The organism is Streptomyces sp. NPDC004658 (genome assembly GCF_040609555.1).
GTDB lineage: Bacteria > Actinomycetota > Actinomycetes > Streptomycetales > Streptomycetaceae > Streptomyces.
On sequence record NZ_JBEXKG010000005.1, the window covers coordinates 41,998 to 67,545 of the forward strand.

General features: G+C 68.2%; 37 protein-coding genes. All 37 read right to left on the reverse strand.

The window, feature by feature from the left end; all coding sequences use genetic code 11:
• Positions 1-7: 7 nt before the first annotated feature.
• A complete protein-coding gene (locus ABZV94_RS03710) occupies positions 8-754 on the reverse strand; it encodes a polyprenol monophosphomannose synthase (protein WP_356336804.1) in 747 nt (248 codons plus the stop codon).
• Positions 751-2,055 carry a UDP-glucose/GDP-mannose dehydrogenase family protein gene (locus ABZV94_RS03715; protein WP_356336806.1) on the reverse strand — a complete coding sequence of 435 codons (1,305 nt, stop codon included), beginning with the start codon at positions 2,053-2,055 and terminating at the stop codon, positions 751-753. Before ABZV94_RS03715 ends, ABZV94_RS03710 begins: the two co-directional genes overlap by 4 nt.
• Positions 2,056-2,092: 37 nt before the next feature.
• A complete protein-coding gene (locus ABZV94_RS03720; protein WP_356336809.1) occupies positions 2,093-3,934 on the reverse strand; it encodes a glycosyltransferase family 39 protein in 1,842 nt (613 codons plus the stop codon).
• Positions 3,931-4,989, reverse strand: coding sequence for a glycosyl hydrolase (locus ABZV94_RS03725; RefSeq protein ID WP_356336811.1), 1,059 nt, complete (start codon positions 4,987-4,989; stop codon positions 3,931-3,933). The genes ABZV94_RS03720 and ABZV94_RS03725 overlap by 4 nt, the downstream gene beginning before the upstream one ends.
• Positions 4,989-6,407 carry a glycosyltransferase family 2 protein gene (locus ABZV94_RS03730; RefSeq protein WP_356336914.1) on the reverse strand — a complete coding sequence of 473 codons (1,419 nt, stop codon included), beginning with the start codon at positions 6,405-6,407 and terminating at the stop codon, positions 4,989-4,991. Before ABZV94_RS03730 ends, ABZV94_RS03725 begins: the two co-directional genes overlap by 1 nt.
• Positions 6,408-6,789: 382 nt before the next feature.
• Positions 6,790-7,653 (reverse strand): tRNA pseudouridine(38-40) synthase TruA, encoded by an 864-nt coding sequence (truA, locus tag ABZV94_RS03735; RefSeq protein WP_356336813.1) that lies wholly within the window; start codon positions 7,651-7,653, stop codon positions 6,790-6,792.
• Between the two features lie 80 nt (positions 7,654-7,733).
• The gene (gene rplQ / locus ABZV94_RS03740; RefSeq protein ID WP_356336815.1) at positions 7,734-8,234 is read right to left on the reverse strand and encodes a 50S ribosomal protein L17; all 501 of its coding nucleotides are present in this window, start codon (positions 8,232-8,234) and stop codon (positions 7,734-7,736) included.
• A 178-nt stretch (positions 8,235-8,412) separates the two neighbouring features.
• Entirely contained in the window at positions 8,413-9,435 is a 1,023-nt protein-coding gene (locus tag ABZV94_RS03745) for a DNA-directed RNA polymerase subunit alpha (RefSeq protein ID WP_003966937.1), read from the reverse strand.
• Positions 9,436-9,577: 142 nt separating this feature from the next.
• Positions 9,578-9,982, reverse strand: a complete 405-nt coding sequence (gene rpsK / locus ABZV94_RS03750; protein WP_003956432.1) for a 30S ribosomal protein S11 — start codon at positions 9,980-9,982, stop codon at positions 9,578-9,580.
• Between the two features lie 66 nt (positions 9,983-10,048).
• The gene (gene rpsM, locus ABZV94_RS03755) at positions 10,049-10,429 is read right to left on the reverse strand and encodes a 30S ribosomal protein S13 (RefSeq protein ID WP_030641206.1); all 381 of its coding nucleotides are present in this window, start codon (positions 10,427-10,429) and stop codon (positions 10,049-10,051) included.
• Positions 10,430-10,622: 193 nt separating this feature from the next.
• Entirely contained in the window at positions 10,623-10,736 is a 114-nt protein-coding gene (gene rpmJ / locus ABZV94_RS03760; RefSeq protein ID WP_003998809.1) for a 50S ribosomal protein L36, read from the reverse strand.
• 60 nt (positions 10,737-10,796) lie between these two features.
• Positions 10,797-11,018, reverse strand: a complete 222-nt coding sequence (infA, locus tag ABZV94_RS03765; RefSeq protein WP_003948620.1) for a translation initiation factor IF-1 — start codon at positions 11,016-11,018, stop codon at positions 10,797-10,799.
• Between the two features lie 162 nt (positions 11,019-11,180).
• The gene (gene map, locus ABZV94_RS03770) at positions 11,181-12,017 is read right to left on the reverse strand and encodes a type I methionyl aminopeptidase (RefSeq protein WP_356336818.1); all 837 of its coding nucleotides are present in this window, start codon (positions 12,015-12,017) and stop codon (positions 11,181-11,183) included.
• Positions 12,018-12,119: 102 nt separating this feature from the next.
• Positions 12,120-12,782 carry an adenylate kinase gene (locus tag ABZV94_RS03775; RefSeq protein ID WP_356336820.1) on the reverse strand — a complete coding sequence of 221 codons (663 nt, stop codon included), beginning with the start codon at positions 12,780-12,782 and terminating at the stop codon, positions 12,120-12,122.
• The gene (secY, locus tag ABZV94_RS03780) at positions 12,782-14,095 is read right to left on the reverse strand and encodes a preprotein translocase subunit SecY (protein WP_014674383.1); all 1,314 of its coding nucleotides are present in this window, start codon (positions 14,093-14,095) and stop codon (positions 12,782-12,784) included. Before secY ends, ABZV94_RS03775 begins: the two co-directional genes overlap by 1 nt.
• Positions 14,096-14,283: 188 nt before the next feature.
• Complete coding sequence (gene rplO / locus ABZV94_RS03785; RefSeq protein WP_030745257.1) at positions 14,284-14,739, reverse strand: 50S ribosomal protein L15; 456 nt, start codon at positions 14,737-14,739, stop codon at positions 14,284-14,286.
• Between the two features lie 2 nt (positions 14,740-14,741).
• Positions 14,742-14,924 (reverse strand): 50S ribosomal protein L30, encoded by a 183-nt coding sequence (gene rpmD / locus ABZV94_RS03790; protein WP_003998814.1) that lies wholly within the window; start codon positions 14,922-14,924, stop codon positions 14,742-14,744.
• Between the two features lie 2 nt (positions 14,925-14,926).
• Positions 14,927-15,532 carry a 30S ribosomal protein S5 gene (rpsE, locus tag ABZV94_RS03795; RefSeq protein WP_014674381.1) on the reverse strand — a complete coding sequence of 202 codons (606 nt, stop codon included), beginning with the start codon at positions 15,530-15,532 and terminating at the stop codon, positions 14,927-14,929.
• 36 nt (positions 15,533-15,568) lie between these two features.
• Complete coding sequence (gene rplR / locus ABZV94_RS03800) at positions 15,569-15,952, reverse strand: 50S ribosomal protein L18 (protein WP_356336824.1); 384 nt, start codon at positions 15,950-15,952, stop codon at positions 15,569-15,571.
• A 3-nt stretch (positions 15,953-15,955) separates the two neighbouring features.
• Positions 15,956-16,495, reverse strand: coding sequence for a 50S ribosomal protein L6 (gene rplF, locus ABZV94_RS03805; RefSeq protein ID WP_356336827.1), 540 nt, complete (start codon positions 16,493-16,495; stop codon positions 15,956-15,958).
• Between the two features lie 24 nt (positions 16,496-16,519).
• Positions 16,520-16,918 (reverse strand): 30S ribosomal protein S8, encoded by a 399-nt coding sequence (gene rpsH / locus ABZV94_RS03810; RefSeq protein WP_014674378.1) that lies wholly within the window; start codon positions 16,916-16,918, stop codon positions 16,520-16,522.
• Between the two features lie 211 nt (positions 16,919-17,129).
• Positions 17,130-17,315: a type Z 30S ribosomal protein S14 gene (locus ABZV94_RS03815; RefSeq protein WP_003948630.1), complete on the reverse strand. Its 186-nt coding sequence runs from the start codon at positions 17,313-17,315 to the stop codon at positions 17,130-17,132.
• Between the two features lie 5 nt (positions 17,316-17,320).
• A complete protein-coding gene (gene rplE, locus ABZV94_RS03820; RefSeq protein ID WP_030345436.1) occupies positions 17,321-17,878 on the reverse strand; it encodes a 50S ribosomal protein L5 in 558 nt (185 codons plus the stop codon).
• Positions 17,878-18,201 (reverse strand): 50S ribosomal protein L24, encoded by a 324-nt coding sequence (rplX, locus tag ABZV94_RS03825; RefSeq protein ID WP_014674376.1) that lies wholly within the window; start codon positions 18,199-18,201, stop codon positions 17,878-17,880. Before rplX ends, rplE begins: the two co-directional genes overlap by 1 nt.
• A 2-nt stretch (positions 18,202-18,203) precedes the next feature.
• A complete protein-coding gene (rplN, locus tag ABZV94_RS03830; protein WP_003998823.1) occupies positions 18,204-18,572 on the reverse strand; it encodes a 50S ribosomal protein L14 in 369 nt (122 codons plus the stop codon).
• Positions 18,573-18,674: 102 nt separating this feature from the next.
• The gene (rpsQ, locus tag ABZV94_RS03835) at positions 18,675-18,959 is read right to left on the reverse strand and encodes a 30S ribosomal protein S17 (protein ID WP_014674375.1); all 285 of its coding nucleotides are present in this window, start codon (positions 18,957-18,959) and stop codon (positions 18,675-18,677) included.
• Positions 18,959-19,183 (reverse strand): 50S ribosomal protein L29, encoded by a 225-nt coding sequence (rpmC, locus tag ABZV94_RS03840; protein WP_003974259.1) that lies wholly within the window; start codon positions 19,181-19,183, stop codon positions 18,959-18,961. The genes rpsQ and rpmC overlap by 1 nt, the downstream gene beginning before the upstream one ends.
• Entirely contained in the window at positions 19,183-19,602 is a 420-nt protein-coding gene (gene rplP, locus ABZV94_RS03845; RefSeq protein WP_009190136.1) for a 50S ribosomal protein L16, read from the reverse strand. The genes rpmC and rplP overlap by 1 nt, the downstream gene beginning before the upstream one ends.
• A 5-nt stretch (positions 19,603-19,607) precedes the next feature.
• Complete coding sequence (gene rpsC / locus ABZV94_RS03850) at positions 19,608-20,429, reverse strand: 30S ribosomal protein S3 (RefSeq protein WP_014674374.1); 822 nt, start codon at positions 20,427-20,429, stop codon at positions 19,608-19,610.
• On the reverse strand, positions 20,429-20,776 hold the full coding sequence (gene rplV / locus ABZV94_RS03855) for a 50S ribosomal protein L22 (RefSeq protein ID WP_030778516.1): 348 nt from the start codon (positions 20,774-20,776) through the stop codon (positions 20,429-20,431). The genes rpsC and rplV overlap by 1 nt, the downstream gene beginning before the upstream one ends.
• A gap of 43 nt (positions 20,777-20,819) precedes the next feature.
• Complete coding sequence (rpsS, locus tag ABZV94_RS03860) at positions 20,820-21,101, reverse strand: 30S ribosomal protein S19 (RefSeq protein WP_030641188.1); 282 nt, start codon at positions 21,099-21,101, stop codon at positions 20,820-20,822.
• A gap of 12 nt (positions 21,102-21,113) precedes the next feature.
• Positions 21,114-21,950 carry a 50S ribosomal protein L2 gene (gene rplB / locus ABZV94_RS03865; protein ID WP_030601203.1) on the reverse strand — a complete coding sequence of 279 codons (837 nt, stop codon included), beginning with the start codon at positions 21,948-21,950 and terminating at the stop codon, positions 21,114-21,116.
• Positions 21,951-21,988: 38 nt separating this feature from the next.
• Positions 21,989-22,408: a 50S ribosomal protein L23 gene (gene rplW, locus ABZV94_RS03870; RefSeq protein WP_014674371.1), complete on the reverse strand. Its 420-nt coding sequence runs from the start codon at positions 22,406-22,408 to the stop codon at positions 21,989-21,991.
• A complete protein-coding gene (gene rplD / locus ABZV94_RS03875) occupies positions 22,408-23,061 on the reverse strand; it encodes a 50S ribosomal protein L4 (RefSeq protein WP_103812795.1) in 654 nt (217 codons plus the stop codon). The genes rplW and rplD overlap by 1 nt, the downstream gene beginning before the upstream one ends.
• Positions 23,062-23,069: 8 nt before the next feature.
• Entirely contained in the window at positions 23,070-23,714 is a 645-nt protein-coding gene (rplC, locus tag ABZV94_RS03880; RefSeq protein WP_356336832.1) for a 50S ribosomal protein L3, read from the reverse strand.
• A gap of 16 nt (positions 23,715-23,730) precedes the next feature.
• Complete coding sequence (gene rpsJ / locus ABZV94_RS03885) at positions 23,731-24,039, reverse strand: 30S ribosomal protein S10 (RefSeq protein WP_003948644.1); 309 nt, start codon at positions 24,037-24,039, stop codon at positions 23,731-23,733.
• Positions 24,040-24,466: 427 nt separating this feature from the next.
• Positions 24,467-25,528: a hypothetical protein gene (locus ABZV94_RS03890; protein ID WP_356336834.1), complete on the reverse strand. Its 1,062-nt coding sequence runs from the start codon at positions 25,526-25,528 to the stop codon at positions 24,467-24,469.
• Positions 25,529-25,548: the final 20 nt, after the last annotated feature.

The window sequence follows — 25,548 nt, forward strand, 5'->3', positions numbered from 1 at the left end:
GGCTCGCCTACTGCCGCTTCAGCCGCAGCCGCAGCGGCACCACGGCCGACTCCAGCTGGGTGCGCAGGGTCATCTTGGAGGCACCCTCCGTGCGCTCGGCGAACCGGATCGGTATCTCCACGGCCGTGTGCCCGGCGCGTACGGCCTTGTACTTCAGCTCCACCTGGAAGCTGTAGCCCGCGCTGTCCAGGGACGACAGGTCCACGTCCCTGAGGGTGGCCGCCGACCACAGGTTGAAGCCGGCCGTGATGTCCTGGATGTCGGTGCCGAGGACGGCGCGCGCGTAGCGGTTGGCGAAGCGGGACAGCAGCACCCGGTGCGCGCCCCACCGCTCGTCCAGCGAGCCGCCCTCGACGTACCGGCTGCCCACGACGAGACCGGCGCCGGAGGCGAGGGCCGCCTCCAGCATGCGGGGCACGGCCTCCACGGGGTGGCTGCCGTCGGCGTCCATCTGGACGACGTACGCGGCGCCCTCCGCCAGCGCGGCGGACATCCCCGCCGTGTACGCCCGCCCCAGCCCGTCCTTCTCGGTGCGGTGCAGCACGCTCATCCGGCGCCGCCCGCCGCTGTTGTACTCCGCCGCCAGCTCGTCGGCGATCCGCCCGGTGCCGTCCGGGCTGGAGTCGTCGACGATCTTCAGGTGCAGCCCGGCCAGCGGCAGCCCGAGCACCGCCTCGGCCATCCCCGGCAGGTTCGCCGCCTCGTTGTACGTCGGCATCACCACGGTGACCGGCGGCTCGTCCTGTGCCCTCACTGTCCCTCCCCTGCGGGCGCCGGAGTGCCCAGCGCCCGGAAAAGCCAGCCCGCCGCGGCCCAGCGGCCCCCGTCGAGCACCCCTCGCCCGTCCACGATCCGGGGCCGGGCCACCAGTGCCGCCGCCCGCTCCGGGTCGATCTCCCGGAACTGCGGCCACTCGGTCAGATGCAGGACCAGGTCGGCCCCGCGCAGCGCGTCCTCCACGGTGAGCGCGTACCCGAGCAGCGGGAACGCCTTGCGGGCGTTGTCCATCGCCTCGGGGTCGTGGACGGTGACGTCGGCGCCCTCCAGCCGCAGCCGGGCCGCCACGGCCAGCGCCGGCGAGTCGCGGATGTCGTCGGAGCCGGGCTTGAAGGCGGCGCCGAGGACGGCGACCCGGGCGCCGAGCAGGTCCGACCCGCACAGCTCGCGGGCCAGCTCCACCACCCGGTCCCGGCGCCGCATGTTGATCGCGTCGACCTCGCGCAGGAAGGTCAGCGGGACGCCCAGCTCCTCGGCGCGGTGCGCGAAGGCGCGGATGTCCTTCGGCAGGCAGCCGCCGCCGAACCCGATCCCGGCGCGCAGGAACTTCGGGCCGATCCGGTCGTCGTGGCCCAGCGCCTCGGCGAGGGTGCGCACATCGGCACCGGCGGCCTCGCAGACCTCGGCCATCGCGTTGATGAAGGAGATCTTGGTGGCGAGGAAGGCGTTGGCGGCCGTCTTGACCAACTCGGCGGTCGGGAAGTCGGCGGTGACGAGCGGGGTGCCGGCGGCGAGGACCGGGGCGTACACGGCGCGCAGGATCGTCTCGGCGCGGGCACTGTCCACGCCGAACACCAGCCGGTCCGGGCGCAGCGTGTCCTCGACCGCGAAGCCCTCGCGCAGGAACTCGGGGTTCCAGGCGACCTCGGTGGCGTAGGTGCGCGCCAGCCGCTCCGCCGTGCCGACGGGCACGGTGGACTTGCCGACGACCAGCGCGTCCGGTGCCGCGTGGGCGGCCAGGGCGGCGAAGGCGGCGTCGACATGGCTCAGGTCGGCGGCGCCGGAGTCCGCGCGCTGCGGGGTGCCGACGCACACGAAGTGCACCTCGCCGAAGGCCCCCGCCTCGGCGTAGGAGGTCGTGAAGCGCAGCCTGCCGCTCGCGGTGTGCTTCGCGATCAGCTCGGGCAGTCCGGGCTCGTGGAAGGGCACACGGCCAGCGCTCAGCGCGGCGACCTTCTCCGGGTCGACGTCGACGCCGAGCACGTCGTGGCCGAGCTCCGCCATGCAGGCGGCGTGGGTGGCACCGAGGTAGCCGGTGCCGATGACGGTGAGCCGCAAGGGAACGGCCTTTCTCAGATCAGGTGCTTCGGGTGCGTCAGGCGGTCTTGACCCAGATGCGGTAGTGGCCGGTGCCGCTGGAGTTGCGGAAGGGCAGGTCGGCGAGGAGCCGGTAGTGCGGATTGCCCTTGACCGCGTCCGCGACGACGGTGTCCACCCGGGGATTGGTGAGACCGTCCAGGACGATCAGGTCGAACTCGCCGTCGCGCAGCGCCGCGCGGTAGGCGGCGTCGCCCTTGTGGTACGTGCCCTTCTTGTCCGTGTACTCCAGGGCGAAGACGCCCTGCCACTGCCGGTGGCTGGTCCTGTCGCGCAGGTAGTAGACGGGCACCTCGGGCGTCGAGGCGAGGTAGTGGCCCTTGCGGTCCACGTGGGAGTCGATGACCTGGATCATCTTCGAGGAGTCGGGCCAGACGCCGAAGCGCCAGTCCGCCTGCGAGATGCCGAGGCAGAGCGTCGCCGTCCACAGCATGATGCCGAGCTGGGGGTAGCGGAAGTGGGCCCCGATCAGCCGGGTCACGCCGACGCCGGCCATCGGCGCGGCGAACAGCAGGCCGAAGCCGACGTGCTTGAACAGCGAGACCACGGTCCCCAGGTGCATCTGGTAGGCGGGCGCGAGCAGCGCGGTGCCGCACAGCACCAGGCCCAGCAGGGCCCGCCAGCGCCAGCCGGGGTTGCCGAGCCGCTGGGCGATCGGCGACTCGTTCATCCGGCTGCGCCGCACGTACGACAGGGCGCCGCCGACGGCGGTGAGGAACATCAGCCCGCCCCACTGGGCCGACCGCTGGAGCAGGAAGGCCGCGCTGTCGGAGCCGTGCTGGCGGTTGGTCGTGGTCTGCCGCACACCGGCGAGCAGATCGGTGCTGTACATGCCGGCCGCCAGCAGGGCGCCGACGCCGAGGGCGAGCAGCAGCATCCGCAGGAAGGCCTTGCCGCCCTTGTGCGGCCAGCCGGTGAGCAGCGCGAGCACGACGATGGTCGGCAGGTACAGGGCCGACGCGTACTTCACACCGACGGCGAGGACGGCGACCGGCGCGGCGAGCAGCACGGCGGCCACGGGCGCCCGGTCGGTGCGGACCACGATCCAGGTGGCCAGGGCCAGCAGGAACACCGCGGCGGCGTCGTAGGTGGCGAAGTACCCCATGACGACCGTGGACTGCACCACGGCGAAGAGCGCCGCGCCGGCCAGCGCGGCCCGCTCGTTGAACAGCCGCCGGGTGAAGGAGTACAGCAGCGCCGTGGTGCCCAGCATGAAGGCCAGGCTCAGGAGGCGGGCCCCGGTGAGCCCGAAGCGGCCGTCGACGGCGGCGGCGAGGACCGGGTACAGCTGCGGCGAGCCGGAGAAGTACGCGCCGTAGTCGATGGGCAGCGGGGTGCCGTGCAGCAGGTGCTGCAGTTCGGCGTGGCCGGCGGCCAGGTACAGGGCCTCGTCCTGGAACGCCGTGTTGGACAGGCGCAGCGAGAGCACGGCCTGGACGGCCAGGACGAACAGCAGCACGGCCCGGCTGACCCAGGCGCGCCGCCGGCTGGCGGCCATGTCCCAGCCGACCTCGGGCGTCTCGGGCACGGTGTACCCGGGCTCCTCCGGCGCGGCCGGCTCGGCCACCGTGCGCAGGGCGTACGTCGGCTGGTCGTCCTGCTGCTGGTACGGATAGGTCCGGGGGTCGTAGTCGTACCCCTCGGGGCTGTCGTAGCCCTGCGGGACGCCGTAGCCCTGGGGCGTCTCGTGGCCCTGGGCGGTGTCGTGCCCCTGGGCACTCTCGTGGCCCTGCGGCCGGCGCGGGACGTACCCGTCGGAGTTGAACCAGCCGCCCTGCGGGTCGTCGTCCGCGTACGGGTCGTAGGGCTGGGGGACGTAGTACTCGGGTCGTGAACTCATGACGGCTTCCGTACGTCGAAGCCGAACCGGTCGTCGGCGGCCAGGCGTCTGAACTCCTTCAGCGCCAGCGGGCTCGCCTCCAGCCGCCAGTCGGCGCGCTTCTTGTGGTTGAACCAGACGAAGCCGAGCATGTCGTCGTCCGCCGCGACGCCCGCGAACAGGTTGCGGATGTCGGCCCGCCGCCGTTCGCCGGGCATGGCGCCGGTCTCCAGCAGCAGGATCGGCTTCTCGGTGAAGGTGCGGACCCGGTCGCGGGTGGTCCCGAAGACGCTGTCGAAGGAGTTGTCCTCGCCGGCGGTGAAGTAGCCGATCAGTCCGACCCAGTCGACGTAGGCGTCGCCCGGGTAGTACGGCTTGAGCTTCACGTCCGGGACCGGGTTGACGATGTTGGGCGACCAGGCCCAGATGACGTTGGTGGCGCCCTCGTCCACGAAGGTCTGGTGGATGTGCCGCCAGGCGGCCACGTACTGGGCCGGGGTCACGTCCTTCGTGCCCCACTTCTCCCAGTGGCCGTTGAACTCGTCCGCGAAGTCGATGACCACGGGCAGGTTCAGCGTGCGGACCGCGGTCGCGTACTTCTTGAGGTACGCGTCCGACTTGCCCGCCGCGATGTCGGCGAGCGGGGTGTCGAAGGGCTCCCAGGACATCAGCGTCAGTGCGCCCTCGGCCCAGGCGTTGCGCACCCCGGTGGCGTCGAAGCCGTCGCCCCAGCCGGCGTAGTACTCGACCAGGTTCGGCTGCTTGCCGGTCATCCTCGTGTACGCGTCGACGCTCTTCATGGAGTGCGGCGCGCCCGGCACCGCGGCGCCGAAGTACTTCCTCGCCGGCTTCAGCAGGGGGGTGACGTCGTAGGGGACGTCCTGGCCGGTGCCGGCCGTGGCCTGCGGGGCGGCCGTGGCGCCGCCGGACGACGGCGAGTCCCCGGAGTCGCCGAGCAGCGAGCAGCCGCTCAGCGCGAGGACGCCGACGAGGACGCCGGCCAGCGCGGCGCGGGCCGTACCGCCGCTGTGGAGTCGGGCCGTACGACCGTTGCGGAATCGTTTCGTCAGTGGCATCAGACGGCCTCCGCCCCCGAGCGCGGCTGGACCAGGACCCGGCCCACGACCAGCGCGTAGAACAACCCGGAGGACAGGATCAGGGCGAAGTCCGGGGCGTTCATGGTGAACGTCCGGTACACCGCCGCGGTGACCCAGACCAGCGCCGTGCCGCCGCTCCAGGCCCACATGCCGATCCAGAAGCGCCGCGTCTTGTTCTTCTTGGCCCCGGAGGAGCCCGTCGGCTGCCAGCCCATCCGGTTCTTGCGCAGGATGTCCCAGATGGCGAAGACGTGCGCCCAGCCGTACATCATGCGGGCCGCCCACGCCTCCAGGCGGTACGGCGCCCGGTGCCACATCGGGAAGACGATCGTGGTGTAGAGGATGCTCGGCAGCACCAGGAGCAGATGCTCCACCTTGAGCTTCTCCGGCATCATCAGCAGCAGCACGATCGGGATGACCGGCGCCGCGAAGGTGAACAGCGCGGTGTGGATGTAGTAGAAGAACCCGGACATGTAGCACAGCCGGCTGGAGAGCTTGATCTTCGCCTGCCAGAACTTGCGGCTGCCGAGCAGGCTCATCGATCCCGAGCACCAGCGGTACTGCTGGTTGAAGAAGGCGCCCGCGGTGTCCGGGCACACCCCGGTGGAGACCGCGACCGGGACGTACCGCAGGTCCCAGCCGAGCCCGCGCAGGTCGAAGCCGGTGTGCACGTCCTCGGAGTGCTCGATCAGCGTGGTGCCGCCGTTGGTCTCCAGGGCCGCCCGCCGGTAGATCGCGCAGGAACCGACGCAGATGGCGCCGTCACTGCCCTGCCGCGACACCTGCACGGACCGGTAGAACAGCTCCTGCACCGCGCCCGCGCCGCGCTCGATCCAGTTCTGCGAGTCGAGCACCCGGAAGTACTGCGGGGACTGGACGATCCCGATCCGGGGATCGGCGTCCATGTAGGGCAGCAGTTCCTCCAGCAGATCCGCGCGCGGGGTGAAGTCGGCGTCGAGGATGAGGATGTACTCGCCGTCGGACTGGGCGAAGCCGAAGTGCAGATTGCCGGCCTTCTTGAACCAGCCCCGGTTCTCCCGGGTGCCGTAGCGGAACCCGAAGTCCCGCGCCATCGCGGCCAGCTCCGGGCTCGCGCCGTCGTCCAGCACGAACGGCACGCAGACCCCGGGGTAGCGGTCGGCCATCGCCCGCACGTGCCGCCAGGTGTTGTGCAGCACCTCGATGGGCTCCCCGCACACCGGCAGGAACACGTCGACGGACGGGTACACCTCGGGCCGCCAGTTCTGCACCAGCCGCCGGTGGTGGGCGATGTCGAAGTCCCGGGTGAAGCCGTTCACCCGGAGCGACACCAGGTAGTAGATCACCGTGAACACCAGCAGCGGCGTGTAGATCCACAGCACCGGCGTGGACTGGGCCAGCTTGAACTGGCTCATCACCAGACAGCAGAAGCTGACCAGTGAGCTGATGGTCAGGATCCACAGATGCCGGTGCGCGTAGGAGTACTTCTCCCGGTCCGTCGGCGGGAGCGGCAGCAGCCCGAGGGCGGGATTCCCGCCCCGTCCGGCCCGTCGCCGCCCCGCACTCTGGCGCGCCGCGCGACGCCCCCCGGTCCGCACGGGACCCACTGAAGTCATGCCCTTGTCCAACCCCGGGCGTTCCGGCCCGTCGACCCCCCAGCCAACCCCGGCCACCCCTGTCGAACTTTTGGCCGGGAGGCGCAACTGTATCCGAGAGGTATGAACCGCGTAAGAGTTGCTAAGGGGTGTTACGCCTGGTAAGTCCAGACATGAGGCATAAGATCAGCGAAATGGAAGGTAACTAACAGGTTTCACAGCCCGACGCTCCGGGCAGCGACCGCTTGTTCCGCGCCTCCCTGCTCCGGGCCGCCAGCAGTTCGTCGGCCGGATAGCCGACCTCCTCCAGCGTCAGCCCGTGCGGCCGTACGACATGCACGGCGGAGTCCCGCACCCCCGCGGCCAGCACCTTCCCGGGCCACTCGGGCCCCCGGTGCCCGTCCCCCACGAACAGCAGCGCGCCGATCAGGGACCGCACCATGTTGTGGCAGAAGGCGTCCGCGCGCACGGTGGCGGTGATGATCCCGTCGTCCCCCCTGACCAGGCTCAGCTCCTGGAGCGTACGGATCGTCGTCGCACCCTCCCGCCGCTTGCAGTAGGCGGCGAAGTCGTGCACCCCGAGCAGCGCGCGGGCGGCCTCGTTCATGGCGTCCACGTCGAGCGGCCAGTCGTGCCACAGCACGTGGTTGCGCAGCAGCGGGTCCACCCCGCCCGGGTTGTCGGTCACCCGGTACGCGTAGCGCCGCCAGACGGCCGAGAACCGCGCGTTGAACCCGCTCGGCGCCTCCCTGAGCGCCCACACCCGCACGTCCTTCGGCAGCCGGCCGGCGAGCCGCTTGAGCAGCTTCTCGTGATGCTCGCGCCAGACCCCCTCGGGCAGGTCCACGTGCGCCACCTGCCCGCGCGCGTGCACCCCGGCGTCGGTCCGCCCCGCGACCGTCAGCTCGTAGGTCTCCCGTGACCGGGTCACCGTCCGCAGGGCGTCCTCGATCTCCCCCTGCACGGTCCGCCTGCCACCGGCCTGCTTGGCCCAGCCGTGGAAGTCGGTGCCGTCGTAGGACAGGTCGAGACGGAGACGGACATGGCCGGGCTGTACTTCGTCACTCACGTACAGATCCTCTCAACAACACAAGGGCGGGCCCGCTCCTCGAAAGGAACGGGCCCGCCATCGCCCTGGGGGCAGAACGCTTACGCGTCCTTCGACTCCTCGGCGGGAGCCTCGGCGGCCTCGGTCTCCTCGACCTTGGTCTCCTCGGCCTTCGCCTCGTCGGCCTCCTTGACCGCGCGCTTGGTGGCGGCCTCGGCCTCACCCACGGCCTTCTGCTGCACCGTCAGCGCCTCGACCAGCTCGATGACGGCCATGGGCGCGTTGTCGCCACGGCGGTTACCGATCTTGGTGATGCGGGTGTAGCCACCGGGACGGTTCTCGTAGCGCGGGCCGATCTCGGTGAAGAGCGTGTGGACGACGCTCTTGTCCGTGATGACCTGAAGCACCTGGCGGCGGTTGTGAAGGTCACCCTTCTTCGCCTTGGTGATCAGACGCTCGGCGTACGGACGCAGGCGACGGGCCTTCGCCTCGGTGGTGGTGATACGGCCGTGCTCGAAGAGGCTCTTCGCGAGGTTCGCGAGGAGGAGCTTCTCGTGCGCGGCGCTGCCGCCCAGACGGGCACCCTTGGTGGGCTTCGGCATGGTTCTTCTCCTGTGTGTCTGCCCCGGCCGTGTCAGGTACCGGGGTCAGTATCCGAGCGAGCGGTTGCTCGTCGGAGATCCGGGGCGTCCCCGAAGGGGCGCCCCGGAAGGGGCGCGGGGAACTGCGCGACCAGCCACGACCGGTCCGCAGAAGCAGTACGGCCTCCCCGCGGAGCTCTTAGTACTGCTCGGTCTCCACGAAACCGGCGTCAGCGTCGTCATCGGCACCGAACGCGTCCGCGGCGGCGGTCGGGTCGAATCCGGGCGGGCTGTCCTTGAGGGCCAGGCCCATGCCGGCCAGCTTCGCCTTGACCTCGTCGATGGACTTCGCACCGAAGTTGCGGATGTCCAGCAGGTCGGCCTCGGAGCGCGCGACCAGCTCACCCACGGAGTGGATGCCCTCGCGCTTGAGGCAGTTGTACGACCGAACGGTGAGCTCCAGCTCCTCGATCGGCAGCGCCAGGTCGGCGGCGAGCGCGGCGTCCGTCGGGGACGGACCCATGTCGATGCCCTCGGCGTCGATGTTCAGCTCGCGCGCGAGACCGAACAGCTCGACCAGGGTCTTGCCCGCGGAGGCCATGGCGTCACGCGGACGCATCGCCTGCTTGGTCTCGACGTCGACGATCAGCTTGTCGAAGTCGGTGCGCTGCTCGACACGCGTGGCCTCGACCTTGTACGTGACCTTCAGCACCGGCGAGTAGATGGAGTCGACCGGGATACGGCCGATCTCCTGGCCCACCTGCTTGTTCTGCACGGCGGAGACGTAACCGCGGCCGCGCTCGACCGTCAGCTCCATCTCCAGCTTGCCCTTGCCGTTGAGCGTGGCGAGGACGAGGTCGGGGTTGTGCACCTCGACGCCGGCCGGGGGCGCGATGTCGGCGGCCGTGACCAGACCCGGGCCCTGCTTGCGCAGGTACATCACGACCGGCTCGTCGTGCTCCGAGGAGACGACCAGCTGCTTGATGTTGAGGATCAGGTCGGTGACGTCCTCCTTGACGCCCGGCACGGTGGTGAACTCGTGCAGCACGCCGTCGATCCGGATGCTGGTGACAGCGGCACCGGGGATCGAGGAGAGGAGGGTACGGCGGAGGGAGTTGCCGAGGGTGTAGCCGAAGCCCGGCTCCAGCGGCTCGATCACGAACCGGGAGCGGAACTCGTCGACGACCTCTTCGGTCAACGAGGGACGCTGAGCGATCAGCATGTGTGGATCAGATCCTTCTTTCGTGGACGCCCGCTATTTGACGTCCGACGGAAACCGCGCCGGAGAAGCGCGGGTACTGCAAGGGTACGGGCGGCACGACCCGAAAGAGCCGTACCGCCCGCGACCAGCGACCGGGGAAGCGTCAGACGCGACGACGCTTCGGCGGACGGCAGCCGTTGTGCGGGGTCGGGGTGACGTCCTGGATGGAGCCGACCTCGAGGCCCGTGGCCTGCAGCGAGCGGATCGCGGTCTCACGACCGGAACCCGGGCCCTTGACGAACACGTCGACCTTGCGCATGCCGTGCTCCTGGGCGCGGCGGGCGGCCGACTCGGCGGCCATCTGCGCGGCGAACGGCGTGGACTTCCGGGAGCCCTTGAAGCCGACGTGGCCGGCGGAGGCCCAGGAGATCACGTTGCCGGACGGGTCCGTGATCGAGACGATCGTGTTGTTGAACGTGCTCTTGATGTGCGCGTGGCCGTGAGCGACGTTCTTCTTTTCCTTGCGGCGCACCTTCTTGGCAGCGCCCTGACGTCCCTTGGGGGGCATCTACAAACTCCTAGAGGGAGGTGGTCGGTCCTACAGCGAAGACCGTGGACAGGTGTCCGCTGCGGACTACTTCTTGCCCGGCTTCTTCTTGCCGGCGATGGCGCGACGCGGGCCCTTGCGGGTGCGGGCGTTGGTGCTGGTGCGCTGACCGCGGACGGGCAGACCGCGACGGTGACGGAGACCCTGGTAGGTACCGATCTCCACCTTGCGGCGGATGTCGGCCTGGATCTCGCGACGGAGGTCACCCTCGGTCTTGATGTTGTTGTCGACGTACTCGCGGATCGCGACCAGCTGCTCTTCGGTCAGGTCACGAACGCGGGTGTTCGGGTCGACGCCGGTCGCAGCCAGCGTCTCCTTCGAGAGGGTCCGGCCGATGCCGAACACGTAGGTGAGGGCGATCTCCACGCGCTTGTCGCGCGGGATGTCGACACCGGAAACGCGTGCCATTCAATGGCTCCTGGTGAATCTTCGGAGGTCTTCCACAGAACCGGCTCCCGGCCGCCGTACTAGGTACGAACCGGGTCCCCGGCCTCCGAACCGGGGGTGTCGAGCTGGATGGCTCGGGCTCTGCGTATGAACATATTCAGCTCGCGTCGCGCGAAAACTCTGCGATAGAGGTGCAGAGGGTGATGGTCGTGCGTCAGCCCTGGCGCTGCTTGTGGCGCGGGTTCTCGCAGATGACCATGACCCGGCCGTGACGGCGGATCACCCTGCACTTGTCGCAGATCTTCTTGACGCTCGGCTTGACCTTCATGGGGTGAGGTTCTCCGGGTCAGTGCCATCGCACCGGGCGGGCCCGGGGCGCGGGCAAGATCTACTTGTACCGGTAGACGATCCGGCCACGCGTCAGGTCGTACGGAGACAGCTCCACCACGACCCGGTCGTCAGGGAGGATGCGGATGTAGTGCATACGCATCTTGCCGCTGATGTGTGCCAGGACCTGGTGGCCGTTCTGGAGCTCGACCTTGAACATGGCGTTCGGCAGAGACTCGACGACAGTGCCCTCGATCTCGATGGCACCTTGCTTCTTGGCCACGCTTCGCCCTTCGAATCGACTACCTTGATCGACTCTCAGGCGATCCCTGGGATTCCCTTGCGGGAGCATGCGGACATGCGGGTGCACGAGAGCCGACGAGTCAGTCTACGTCGGCGCACCCCGAAAGGCGAATCGAGGAAGTCTGCCCTACGGGGGAGATCGTTAAGCGAGCGGGTCCGGTGCCGCCGTGACGCCGTACTCGGCGAGCTTGGCCCTGCCGCCGTCGGGGGCCGTCAGGACCAGCGGGCCCTGCTCCGTCAGGGCGACTGAGTGCTCCCAGTGGGAGGACCAGGTGCCGTCGGTGGTGATGACCGTCCAGTCGTCCGACAGGACCTCGGTGCGCGGGGTGCCCAGCGACACCATCGGCTCGATCGCGAGGCAGAAGCCCGGGACCAGCTTGGGGCCCTTGCCGCGCCGGCGGTCGACGTAGTTCAGCAGGTGCGGGTCCATGTGCATCTCGGTGCCGATGCCGTGGCCGCCGTAGTCCTCGATGATCCCGTACCGGCCGCCGCCCGGCTTGGGCTGGCGGCGGATGTACGTCTCGATCGCCCGGGAGATGTCGACCAGGCGGTTGCCCTGCTTCATGGCCGCGATACCGGCCCACATCGACTCTTCCGTCACCCGGGACAGCTCGATCAGCTCCGGGGCGTGACCGGAGCCCACGAACGCGGTGTAGGCCGCGTCGCCGTGCCAGCCGTCGACGATCGCGCCGCAGTCGATGGAGATGATGTCGCCGTCCTTGAGGACGACGTCGTCGGAGGGGATGCCGTGGACGACCACGTCGTTCACGGAGGTGCAGATGGTGGCGGGGAAGCCGCCGTAGCCCAGGAAGTTCGACTTGGCGCCGTGCTCGGCGAGGACCTTGCGGGCCACCTCGTCCAGGTCCTTGGTGGTGGCGCCCGGCACGGCGGCCTCGCGGGTGGCCGCGTGGATGGCGGCTACGACCAGGCCCGCCGCCCGCATCTTCGCGATCTGCTCGGGGGTCTTGATCTGCACCATGGGGGGCCTGCGCTCTCCGTCACTCACACCGACTGGGGATACCTGTACAACAGTACGGCCGCGGCGCCCCGGGGAGGGCACCGCGGCCGGAAGGGCCGGGAGCTACTTCTCGGCCTTCTCGCGCTTGAGGGCCTCCAGCGCCCGCCGCGTGATCTCGTCCACCGGGCCCAGGGAGGAGATCGTCACGACCAGGCCCTGCGCCTTGTAGTAGTCGATGATCGGCTCGGTCTGCGTGTGGTAGACCTCCAGCCGCTTGCGGACGGTCTCCTCGGAGTCGTCGTCGCGCTGGTACAGCTCGCCGCCGCAGACGTCGCAGACGCCCTCCTGCTTGGGCGGGCTGTACGTCACGTGGAAGACGTGGGAGGAGTCGTTCCGGCAGATGCGCCGGCCGGCGATGCGCTTGACGACCTCGTCCTCGGGGACCTCCAGGTCCAGGACGGCGTCCAGGGTGATGCCCTCGGTCTGCAGCAGCTCGTCCAGCGCCTCCGCCTGCGAGACGTTGCGCGGGAAGCCGTCCAGCAGGAAGCCGTTCTCCGCGTCCGGCTGCTCCATGCGGTCCTTGGCCATCGCGATCGTCACCTCGTCGGGAACGAGGTTGCCGGCGTCCATGTAGGACTTCGCGAGCTTGCCCAGCTCCGTCTGCCGACTGATGTTGGCCCGGAACAGGTCGCCCGTGGAGATGTGCGGGACGTCCAGCTTCTCTGCGAGCCGGACGGCCTGCGTTCCCTTACCGGCACCCGGCGGCCCGACGAGGACGATACGCATCAGCGGAGGAACCCTTCGTAATTGCGCTGCTGGAGCTGGCTCTCGATCTGCTTCACCGTCTCGAGGCCGACACCCACGATGATCAGGATGCTGGTCCCGCCGAAGGGGAAGTTCTGGCTTGCCCCGAAGCCCACCAACGCCATTGTCGGTACGAGAGCGATCAGACCCAGATACAGCGAACCCGGCCAGGTGATCCGGTTGAGCACGTAGCTCAGGTACTCAGCGGTCGGTCGGCCAGCCCGGATGCCCGGGATGAAGCCACCATACTTCTTCATGTTGTCGGCTACTTCTTCGGGGTTGAAGGAGATCGCCACGTAGAAGAACGCGAAGAAAACGATGAGCAAGAAGTACGAAACGATGTAAATCGGGTGGTCGCCCTTGGTGAGGTTCTGCTCGACCCAAGTCTTCCAGCCCGACTTGCCTCCCGCGAACTGCGCCACGAGCGCCGGGATGTAGAGCAGCGAGGAGGCGAAGATGACGGGAATCACACCCGCCTGGTTGACCTTGAGCGGGATGTACGTGGACGTGCCGCCGTAGGAACGGCGTCCGATCATGCGCTTCGCGTACTGCACCGGGATGCGGCGCTGGGCCTGCTCGACGAAGACGACGAGCGCGACCATGACCAGGCCCACCGCGATGACGGTGCCGAACTCGATCCAGCCGCCGGCCAGGGTGCCCTGCTTCTTGATGGCCCACAGCGCGGACGGGAAGGTCGCGGCGATCGAGATGAACATCAGGATCGACATGCCGTTGCCGATACCGCGGTCGGTGACCAGCTCACCGAGCCACATCACGACGGCCGTACCCGCGGTCATGCAGATGACCATGGTGATCGTGGTGAAGATCGCCTGGTCCGGGACGATGCTCGTGGCGACCGAGCAACCGCTGAAGAGCGCGCCGCTGCGGGCGGTGGCGACCAGGCCGGTGCCCTGCAGGATGGCGAGCGCCACGGTGAGGTAACGGGTGTACTGCGTGATCTTCGCCGTGCCGGCCTGGCCCTCCTTCTTCAGGGCTTCCAGGCGCGGGATGACCACGGTCAGCAGCTGAAGGATGATGCTGGCCGTGATGTACGGCATGATGCCGAGCGCGAAGACCGTGATCTGCAGCAGCGCACCACCACTGAACATGTTCACGAGGCCGAACAGGCCCTGGTTGCCCTGGGCCTCGTTCACACAGGTCTGGACTGCCTTGTAGTTCACGCCGGGGATCGGGATGTGGGTACCGACCCGGTAGACCACGATGATGCCCAGCGTGAAGAGCAGCTTCTTGCGCAGGTCGGGCGTCCTGAACGCCCGGGCGAACGCGGTGAGCACGGTGCCTCCTGCGACCCCCGCGCAACTGCGTCAAGGGTGACGGTCTGAGTTCGACGAATACGAAAAAGAACAGTGCAGGCCACCTTACCGGCGACACTGCCCCCCTAGGAACGACCAACCGGGGATACCCCATTGTGAGGTATCCCCGGTCGGGATCGTTTACGTCATCGAGGCGTCGTCCGAAGGACTCAGACGAGCTCGGTGACCGTGCCGCCGGCGGCGGTGATCTTCTCCTTGGCGGAGCCGGAGACGGCGTCGACCGTCACCTGCAGCGCCACGGAGACCTCGCCCTGGCCGAGGACCTTGACGAGGCTGTTCTTGCGAACGGCACCCTTGGCCACCAGACCCTCGACCGTGACCTCGCCACCCTCGGGGTAGAGCGCGGCCAGCTTGTCGAGGTTCACGACCTGGTACTCGGTCTTGAACGGGTTCTTGAAGCCCTTCAGCTTCGGGAGGCGCATGTGGAGCGGCATCTGGCCACCCTCGAAGCGCTCCGGAACCTGGTAGCGGGCCTTGGTGCCCTTGGTACCACGACCGGCCGTCTTACCCTTCGACGCCTCACCACGACCGACACGGGTCTTGGCGGTCTTGGCGCCCGGGGCGGGACGGAGGTTGTGGATCTTCAGCGGGTTCTGCTCCGCCATGATCAGTCGACCTCCTCGACCGTCACGAGGTGGCGGACGGTGTGCACCATGCCGCGGAACTCGGGGCGGTCCTCCTTGACGACCACGGTGTTGATCCCCTTGAGACCAAGCGACCGCAGGGTGTCACGGTGGTTCTGCTTGCTGCCGATGTAGGACTTGACCTGCGTGATCTTGAGCTGCGCCATGATTACGCACCCACCCCGGCACGCGCACGCAGCAGGGCCGCGGGAGCGACGTCCTCGAGCGGCAGACCACGGCGGGCCGCGATCTCCTCGGGGCGCTGCAGACCCTTCAGGGCCTCCACGGTCGCGTGCACGATGTTGATCGCGTTGTCGGAGCCGAGCGACTTCGACAGCACGTCGTGGATACCGGCGCACTCGAGCACGGCACGCACCGGACCACCGGCGATCACACCGGTACCCGGGGACGCGGGCTTGAGCAGCACGACGCCGGCAGCCTTCTCACCCTGGATGGGGTGGGGGATGGTGCCCTGGATCCGGGGGACCTTGAAGAAGTGCTTCTTGGCCTCCTCAACGCCCTTGGCGATGGCGGCCGGCACCTCCTTGGCCTTGCCGTACCCGACACCCACGGTGCCGTCACCGTCGCCCACCACGACCAGCGCGGTGAAGCTGAAGCGACGACCACCCTTCACAACCTTGGCGACGCGGTTGATCGCGACGACGCGCTCGACGTACGCGGTCTTCTCGGCGGCAGCAGCGCCGCCGTCACGGCCCTTCCGGTCCCGCCGCTCGCCGCCACCGGCACCGCTTCCGCGGCGCTGGGGTCCAGCCATTGGATTACCTCTCTCTTTCCGCTAGCTACAAGCGGCTCAGAACTTGAGCCCGGCTTCGCGGGCGGCGTCCGCCAGGGCGGCGATGCGCCCGGCGTACTGGTTGCCACCTCGGTCGAACACGACGGCCTCGACACCGGCGGCCTTGGCACGCTCGGCGACCAGCGCGCCGACCTGCTTGGCCTGCGCGGACTTGTCCGCCTCGCCACCACGGATCGACGCGTCCAGGGTGGACGCCGACGCCAGGGTGTGGCCCTTCAGGTCGTCGATCACCTGCGCCACGATGTGGCGGTTGGAGCGGGTCACGACCAGACGGGGACGCTCCGCCGTACCGGACACCTTCTTGCGGATCCGGATGTGACGGCGCTTGATCGCGGCGCGCTTGTAGGCGTCGCCCTTGAGGATCTTCTGCCCGTATGCCATGGCTTACTTACCCGCCTTTCCGACCTTGCGGCGGATGACTTCGCCCTCGTACTTGACGCCCTTGGCCTTGTACGGGTCGGGCTTGCGCAGCTTGCGGATGTTGGCCGCAACCTCGCCGACCTTCTGCTTGTCGATGCCCTCGACCGAGAAACGGGTCGGGGTCTCCACCTTGAAGGTGATGCCCTCGGGGGCCTCGACCACGATCGGGTGGCTGTAACCGAGAGCGAACTCCAGGTTGGAACCCTTGGCGGTCACTCGGTAACCGACACCGCTGATCTCGAGCTTCTTCACGTAACCCTGGGTCACGCCGGTGATCATGTTCGCCACCAGCGTGCGGGAGAGGCCGTGCAGGGCCTTGCTCTGACGCTCGTCGTTCGGGCGGGTCACCTGGAGGGTGCCGTCCTCGCCCTTAGCGATGTCGATCGGCGCGGCAACGGTGTGGGTCAGCGAGCCCTTGGGGCCCTTGACCGAGACCGTGCGGCCGTCGATGGTGACGTCCACGCCGGCGGGAACCGCGATGGGGAGCTTGCCGATGCGCGACATAGCTGTTTCCTCCGTTCCCTTCTGCTACCAGACGTAGGCGAGGACTTCCCCACCCACGCCCTTCTTGCCGGCCTGCTTGTCGGTGAGGAGCCCGTGCGACGTGGAGATGATCGCCACGCCGAGGCCGCCGAGCACCTTCGGCAGGTTGGTGGACTTCGCGTACACCCGGAGACCGGGCTTGGAGATCCGCTTGATGCCCGCGATGGAGCGCTCACGGTTGGGGCCGAACTTCAGCTCCAGGACGAGGTTCTTGCCGACCTCGGCGTCCTCGACCTTCCAGCCCGTGATGAAGCCCTCCTGCTGGAGGATCTCCGCGATGTGCGACTTGATCTTGGAGTGCGGCATCGACACCGAGTCGTGGTACGCCGAGTTCGCGTTCCGCAGACGCGTCAGCATGTCTGCGATCGGATCAGTCATGGTCATGAATTGGCCTGTGGCCTTTCTCGCCGGGGTTTCCTATATGCGCCATCCCTCTCCCCGTACATGGACGGGACGGGTGCGGCGCGGGGACCTACGGCGTAGTAAGTCGTTCAGGGCGGCAGAGGCCCAACCCTCCTAGCCTAAGCCATGAGGGCAGGCGCCCCTGCCGTCCCGGTTGCTTACCGAGAGGTCCAGGAATCCCTAAAAGCAGGGATTACCAGGAGCTCTTGGTCACGCCCGGCAGCTCGCCACGGTGAGCCATCTCACGAAGGCACACGCGGCACAGGCCGAACTTGCGGTACACGGAGTGGGGACGGCCGCAGCGCTGGCAGCGGGTGTAGCCACGCACACCGAACTTGGGCTTGCGAGCAGCCTTCGCGATGAGAGCCTTCTTCGCCATCTCGCTCACGCCTCCTTGAACGGGAAGCCGAGGTGACGGAGAAGGGCACGGCCCTCTTCGTCGTTGGTCGCCGTGGTCACCACGGTGATGTCCATACCCCGGACGCGGTCGATCTTGTCCTGGTCGATCTCGTGGAACATGACCTGCTCCGTGAGACCGAAGGTGTAGTTGCCACGGCCGTCGAACTGCTTGGGGGACAGGCCGCGGAAGTCGCGGATGCGCGGCAGCGCGAGCGACAGGGTGCGGTCCAGGAACTCCCACATGCGGTCGCCACGGAGCGTGACGTGGGCACCGATCGGCTGACCCTCACGCAGCTTGAACTGCGCGATGGACTTGCGGGCCTTGGTGACGGCCGGCTTCTGACCGGTGATCGTGGTGAGGTCGCGGATGGCGCCCTCGATCAGCTTGGAGTCGCGGGCGGCGTCGCCCACACCCATGTTGACCACGATCTTGACGAGGCCCGGGACCTGCATGACGTTCTCGTACTTGAACTCGTCACGCAGCTTGCCCGCGATCTCCTCGCGGTACTTCTGCTTCAGACGCGGAGTGGTGGTGGTAGCCATCAGATGTCCTCACCCGTCCGCTTGGCAACGCGGATCTTGTTGCCCTCTTCGTCGAAGCGGTAGCCGACACGCGTGACGACCTTCTGACCGTCCTTCTCCACGACCAGCTGGACGTTGGACACGTGGATCGGGGCCTCGGTGGTCACGATGCCGCCGGCCTGGGAACCGCTGGCGGTCGGACCGGCCTTGGTGTGCTTCTTGACCCGGTTGACACCCTCGACCAGGACGCGCTCCTCGCGCGGGTAAGCGGCAATGACCTTGCCCTGCTTGCCCTTGTCCTTGCCGGTGATGACCTGGACCAGGTCGCCCTTCTTGATCTTCATGCTTACAGCACCTCCGGAGCCAGCGAGATGATCTTCATGAACTTCTTCTCGCGCAGCTCACGCCCGACCGGGCCGAAGATGCGGGTGCCGCGAGGGTCGCCGTCGTTCTTCAGAATGACGGCGGCGTTCTCGTCGAAGCGGATGTACGAGCCGTCCGGACGGCGGCGCTCCTTGACGGTGCGAACGATGACCGCCTTGACGACGTCACCCTTCTTCACGTTGCCACCGGGGATCGCGTCCTTGACGGTGGCGACGATGACGTCACCGATGCCCGCGTAGCGGCGACCGGAGCCACCGAGCACACGGATGCAAAGGATCTCCTTCGCACCAGTGTTGTCGGCGACACGCAGTCGCGACTCCTGCTGGATCACGTCTATCTCCTGATCGTCTGCCGGTTCCCGGCAGGGGCTGCCTTCTCAGGGAGCCCCTGCCGAGCCTGGCGGAACTGACCTGCGGGGTCTGCCCCGCAGGAATTACTTGGCCTTCTCGAGGATCTCGACGACGCGCCAGCGCTTCGTCGCGGACAGCGGCCGGGTCTCCATGAGGAGGACGCGGTCGCCGACGCCCGCAGCGTTCTGCTCGTCGTGGGCCTTGAGCTTGTTCGTACGGCGGATGACCTTGCCGTACAGCGCGTGCTTCACACGGTCCTCGACGGCGACGACGACGGTCTTGTCCATCTTGTCGCTGACGACCAGACCCTCACGGGTCTTGCGGAAGCCTCGGGCTTCGGTGTTCTCAGTCACGTTGCTCTCGCTCATCAGGCGCTCTCCACCGTCTCGATGCCCAGCTCGCGCTCACGCATCAGGGTGTAGATCCGCGCGATGTCCTTGCGGACGGCCTTCAGCCGACCGTGGTTCTCGAGCTGACCCGTCGCCGCCTGGAAGCGGAGGTTGAACAGCTCTTCCTTGGCCTCGCGGAGCTTCGCCAGAAGCTCCTCGTTGCCCAGCTCGCGCAGCTCGGACGCCTTGGTACCGGCCGACATCACGCTTCACCTGCCTCGCGCTTGACGATCCGGCACTTCATCGGCAGCTTGTGGGCCGCACGCGTCAGCGCCTCACGGGCGATCTTCTCGTTGGGGTACGACAGCTCGAACATCACGCGTCCGGGCTTGACGTTGGCGATCCACCACTCCGGAGAACCCTTACCGGAACCCATGCGGGTCTCGGCCGGCTTCTTGGTGAGGGGACGGTCCGGGTAGATGTTGATCCAGACCTTGCCGCCACGCTTGATGTGACGGGTCATCGCGATACGAGCCGCCTCGATCTGGCGGTTCGTGACGTAGGCCGGGGTCAGCGCCTGGATGCCGTACTCGCCGAACGCAACCTGCGTTCCACCCTTGGACATACCGTTGCGCTTCGGGTGGTGCTGCTTGCGGTGCTTGACCCTACGGGGGATCAGCATGACGGTCAGGCCTCCGTTCCGGTGCTCTCAGCCGGAGCGGCGGCGGGAGCCTCGGCCTTGGGGGCCTCGGCGCCGGCAGCCTGCTGCGGCTTGCGACCGCGCCGCTCGCCACCGCGGCCACCACGGGCCGGGCGGTCGGCGCCACCGCGGGCCGGGCGGTTACCCGCACGGGCGGCAGCGTTCTCGGCGCGGACCTCGGCGATGTTCTTGACGTCGCCCTTGTAGATCCAGACCTTCACACCGATGCGGCCGAAGGTCGTCTTGGCCTCGAAGAAGCCGTAGTCCACGTTCGCGCGGAGCGTGTGCAGGGGCACGCGGCCCTCGCGGTAGAACTCCGAGCGGGACATCTCGGCGCCGCCGAGGCGGCCACCGCACTGGATCTTGATGCCCTTGGCGCCGGCCTTCATGGCGGACTGCATGCTCTTGCGCATGGCCCGGCGGAAGGAGACGCGGGAGGAGAGCTGCTCGGCGACGGCCTGGGCAACCAGCTGAGCGTCGGTCTCGGGGTTCTTGACCTCGAGGATGTTCAGCTGGACCTGCTTGCCCGTGAGCTTCTCGAGGTCACCGCGGATGCGGTCGGCCTCGGCGCCACGGCGGCCGATCACGATGCCCGGACGCGCGGTGTGGATGTCCACACGCACACGGTCACGGGTGCGCTCGATCTCGACCTTCGAGATGCCGGCGCGCTCCATGCCGGACGTCATCATCCGACGGATGGCGACGTCTTCCTTGACGTAGTCCTTGTACAGCTTGTCGGCGTACCAACGCGACTTGAAGTCGGTCGTGACACCGAGCCGGAACCCGTGCGGGTTTACCTTCTGGCCCATTACCGGGTTCCTTCCTTGCTGCTGACGACCACGGTGATGTGGCTGGTCCGCTTGCGGATCCGGTAGGCACGGCCCTGGGCACGCGGACGGAACCGCTTCAGGGTCGGGCCCTCGTCGACGTAGGCCTCGGAAACGAAGAGGCTGTCGACATCGGTGTGGTCGTAGTTGTGCGCGGCGTTGGCGATGGCGCTGTCCAGCACCTTGCCCACCGGCACCGAGGCGGCCTGCGGAGCGAATCGCAGGACGGCCTGGGCCTCCGTGGCGTCCATGCCACGGATGAGGTCCACCACGCGGCGGGCCTTCATGGGCGTGACGCGGATGTACCGCGCCTGGGCCCTGGCTTCCATGGTTGTCCCTTCAGTTACTTACGTGTCTGAATGCGATCCGCTACTAGCGGCGCTTCGACTTCCGGTCTTCCTTGACGTGGCCCCGGAAGGTGCGCGTCGGCGAGAACTCGCCGAGCTTGTGGCCGACCATCGACTCGGTGACGAACACCGGGATGTGGGTCTTGCCGTTGTGCACCGCGATCGTGTGGCCGAGCATGGCCGGGACGATCATCGAGCGACGGGACCAGGTCTTGATGACGTTCTTGGTGCCGGCTTCGTTCTGCGTGTCCACCTTCTTCATCAGGTGGTCGTCGACGAAGGGCCCCTTCTTCAAGCTACGAGGCATCTCAACCCGTCCTTAGCGCTTCTTGTTCGTCTTGCGGCGGCGGACGATGTACTTGTTCGACGCCTTCTTGGGCGAACGAGTACGGCCTTCCTTCTTGCCCCACGGGGACACAGGGTGGCGACCACCGGAGGTCCGGCCCTCACCACCACCGTGCGGGTGGTCAACCGGGTTCATGACCACACCACGGACGGTCGGGCGAACGCCCAGCCACCGCTTGCGGCCCGCCTTGCCCCAGTTGATGTTGCTCTGCTCGGCGTTGCCGACCTCGCCGACGGTGGCGCGGCAGCGCACGTCGACCAGGCGGATCTCACCGGACGGCATGCGGAGGTGGGCGTAGGCGCCCTCCTTCGCGAGCAGCTGCACGGAGGCACCGGCGGAGCGGGCGAACTTGGCACCGCCACCGGGACGGAGCTCGATCGCGTGGATCGTGGTACCGACCGGGATGTTGCGGAGGGCCAGGTTGTTGCCCGGCTTGATGTCGGCCCCGGGACCGTTCTCCACGGTGTCGCCCTGCTGCAGGTTGCGCGGGGCGAGGATGTAGCGCTTCTCGCCGTCGGCGTAGTGCAGCAGCGCGATGCGCGCGGTGCGGTTGGGGTCGTACTCGATGTGCGCGACCTTCGCCGGCACGCCGTCCTTGTCGTGACGACGGAAGTCGATCACACGGTAGGCGCGCTTGTGTCCGCCACCCTGGTGGCGAACGGTCACACGACCGGCGTTGTTACGGCCGCCCTTGCTGTGCAGGGGACGGACCAGCGACTTCTCCGGCGTGGACCGCGTGACCTCGACGAAGTCGGCGACGCTGGCGCCACGACGGCCAGGAGTCGTCGGCTTGTACTTGCGGATTCCCATTTCTCAGTCCTCGTCCGATATCGGACGATCCTGACCGCTTACGCGGTCGGACCGCCGAAGATGTCGATACGGTCGCCCTCGGCGAGGGTCACGATCGCGCGCTTGGTGGCGGCACGCTGGCCGAAACCGGTGCGGGTCCGCTTGCGCTTGCCCTGGCGGTTGATCGTGTTGACCCCGGTGACCTTGACGTCGAAGACCGCCTGGACGGCCTCCTTGATCTGGGTCTTGTTGGCCCGCGGGTCGACGACGAACGTGTACTTGTTCTCGTCGAGCAGCGCGTAGCTCTTCTCGGAGACGACCGGCTTCAGCAGGACGTCACGGGGGTCCGTGTACGACTTGCTCAGCGGGGTCTCGACGGTGTTCTTGCCCTCGGCGGCGTGGCGACGCGCCTTGGCGACGCGCGCGGCCTTGGCGGCCTTGGCGGCCTTCGAGGCGATAGCGGGGTGACGGATGGCCATCAGACCTCGCTCCCTTCGGTGTCGTTGGCCTTCGGGCCGGCGACGAAGGACTCGAAAGCGGCCTGGGTGAAGACCACGTCGTCCGAGACGAGAACGTCGTACGTGTTCAGCTGGCCCGGCTCCAGGATGTGGACCTGGGGCAGGTTACGGGCGGACAGCCACGCGGCCTCGTCGGCGCGGTCGACGACCAGGAGCAGGTTCTTGCGCTCCGAGATCTTGCCGAACAGCGACTTGGCGGCCTTGGTGCTGGGGGTCTCGCCCTCGACCACGCCGGAGACGACGTGGATGCGGTTGTGACGCGCCCGGTCGGTGAGGGCACCGCGCAGGGCGGCGGCCTTCATCTTCTTCGGGGTGCGCTGCGAGTAGTCACGCGGCACGGGACCGTGCACGACGCCACCACCGGCGAACTGCGGCGCGCGGGTCGAACCCTGACGGGCGCGACCGGTGCCCTTCTGGCGGTACGGCTTCTTGCCGCCACCACGGACTTCACCGCGGGTCTTGGTCTTGTGCGTGCCCTGACGGGCGGCGGCCAGCTGCGCGACGACGACCTGGTGGATCAGCGGAACGCTGACCTTGGCGTCGAAGATCTCCGCGGGGAGCTCGACGGAACCGGCCTTCTCGCCCGCCGGCGAAAGGATGTCAACAGTGCTCATCGGTTACCTCAGGCCCCCTTGGCCGCGGTGCGGACCAGGACGAGGCCGCCGTTCGGACCGGGAACCGCGCCCTTGATGAGCAGCAGACCCTTCTCCGCGTCAACGGCGTGGACGGTCAGGTTCTGGGTGGTGACCCGCTCGTTGCCCATGCGACCCGCCATGCGGAGGCCCTTGAACACACGGCCCGGGGTGGCGCAGCCACCGATGGAACCGGGGGAGCGGTGCTTGCGCTGGGTGCCGTGTCCGGCGCCGAGGCCACGGAAGTTGTGGCGCTTCATGACACCGGCGAAGCCCTTGCCCTTGCTCTTGCCGGTGACGTCGACCTTGGTACCGGCCTCGAACACCGCAGCGGTGATCTCCTGGCCGAGCGTGTACTCGGAGGCGTCCGACGTGCGGATCTCGACGAGGTGACGACGCGGGGTGACGTCGGCCTTGGCGAAGTGGCCCTTGAGGGGCTTGTTCACCTTGCGCGGGTCGATCTCGCCGAAGGCGATCTGGACCGACTCGTAGCCGTCAGTGTCGTTCGTACGGACCTGGGTGACGACGTTGGGGCCGGCCTTGACGACGGTGACCGGAACAACACGGTTGTTCTCGTCCCACACCTGCGTCATGCCGAGCTTCTCGCCCAGGATGCCCTTGATCTGCTTAGCCATTCTCAGCCCACCAGCCTCAGAGCTTGATCTCGATGTCGACACCGGCCGGCAGGTCGAGTCGCATCAGAGAGTCAACGGTCTTGGGGGTCGGGTCGAGGATGTCGATCAGGCGCTTGTGCGTGCGCATCTCGAAGTGCTCGCGCGAGTCCTTGTACTTGTGCGGCGACTTGATGACGCAGTACACGTTCTTCTCAGTGGGCAGCGGCACCGGGCCCGCGACCGACGCACCGGTACGGGTCACCGTCTCGACGATCTTCTTCGCCGAGGAGTCGATGACCTCGTGGTCGTAGGCCTTGAGCCGGATGCGGATCTTCTGTCCCGCCATGGCTACTCAGTAGTCCTGTCTCTTCTCACGCTCTGGAACCCGGCGGTTCCTGCATCCCTCGTTCTCCGACCCACGCGGTCGGGCGTGTCGCGCCCCCGCTGACACAGATGTCCCTTGTTCGAACATCCCTGCGGGATTGACACGGCCCTTCCGGAACCGCAGACCGGGGACCTCGGGCCCACCGGGCGCCTGGCCGGTGCCGCGCCCACGCTTCCCGGAAGATTCCCGTACGTCCGTCCCAGTGCTGCCCGAGGGCAGTTAGGACGACGAGTACTGTGGGACTCGCTTCCGGTCCTCCCGGCGGGAGGCGCGCAGCATCAACACTCGACCGAGCAACTCGGACAGTCTGCCATATGGGGCAGGCGCTCCGCCAATCGAGCCGAAGAGATTACCCCCAAGGTGACGTAGGTCAAACCAGGGTCCGCGTTCACGGCCGGTCCATGATCCGTACCCCGTCACAGCCGCGTTGCTCCGCCTCGTGCTCGGCGAAAAGCTTCAGCGCGGACCGGGCGAACGAGGCGGAGTAGTGCGGGACCGGATAGCTGTCGGAGTCCCGGTCGTAGAGGTGGTAGACCGCGAAGACCGCCTCGTGGCTGGCCCGGGGGCAGGTCGCGGTCGCCACAACGGAGTCGTGATCAGGGCCGCCGAACCCGGTCGACTCGTAGTCCTTGGCGGCGGCGCCGTAGTACGCGTACAGCCCGTAGCCGGGCTTCTCCGCACCGGTCACCATGTAGCAGTTGGTCTGCGGGGCGTCCGGGTCCGCCGGATACTCCATGATCCCGGGTGTACCGCTCCCGGCCACCGACAGGGCACGCAGCGCGACGCAGGACCCCTGCGCCTGCGCGAGCGGCTTCGCCGTGCCGGGCTTGCCGAGGCGGGCCGTGGACACCTTGCTGAGTGGCTTGCCGGCCTTCACCCGGCAGCCGTACTTTCCGGCCGCCTTCCGGGCGGTCTCGGTGGTCACCCGGCCGAGCCCGGTGAGCGCGGTCCCGCCGGAGGCGCCGTAGAGGTCACCGTAGGTGACCAGCGCCTTGTCCTTCTCGTTCGCGCAGTCGAGCGCGACCATGATCTGCCAGGTGCCGTCGTAGCGGACGACGCCGGGCCAGCCGCCTCCGAGCGGCGCCGCCTGCGCCCGCACTCCGTTGTAGTCCGAGTCGTACCAGACCAGGCTGCCCGAGGGTGCCCCCGCGGTGCTCCAGCGCAGGGTGATCCGCACGGCGCGTCCGGTCCCGGGGGACGTCTTCACGAGGCACTCGGCCAGGGCACCGCCGTCGTCCTGCTCGGCCCTCAGGTCCGAGGACCCCAGCGCCGAGGCCAGTCCGTCCTGGGCCAGGGTGCCGTCGCAGGCCTTGTCCAGCGAGCGGCCGTCACGCCAGGAATCGTACGCCCCGGAGCCGTACAGGACGGCCGCCACGAGTCCCAGGACCAGCACGGCCACCCCCGCGTACCAGCCCGCGTGGATGCCTCGGAGACCGGACTTCTTCTGCATCGCGCTCATTTTCGTCGGGT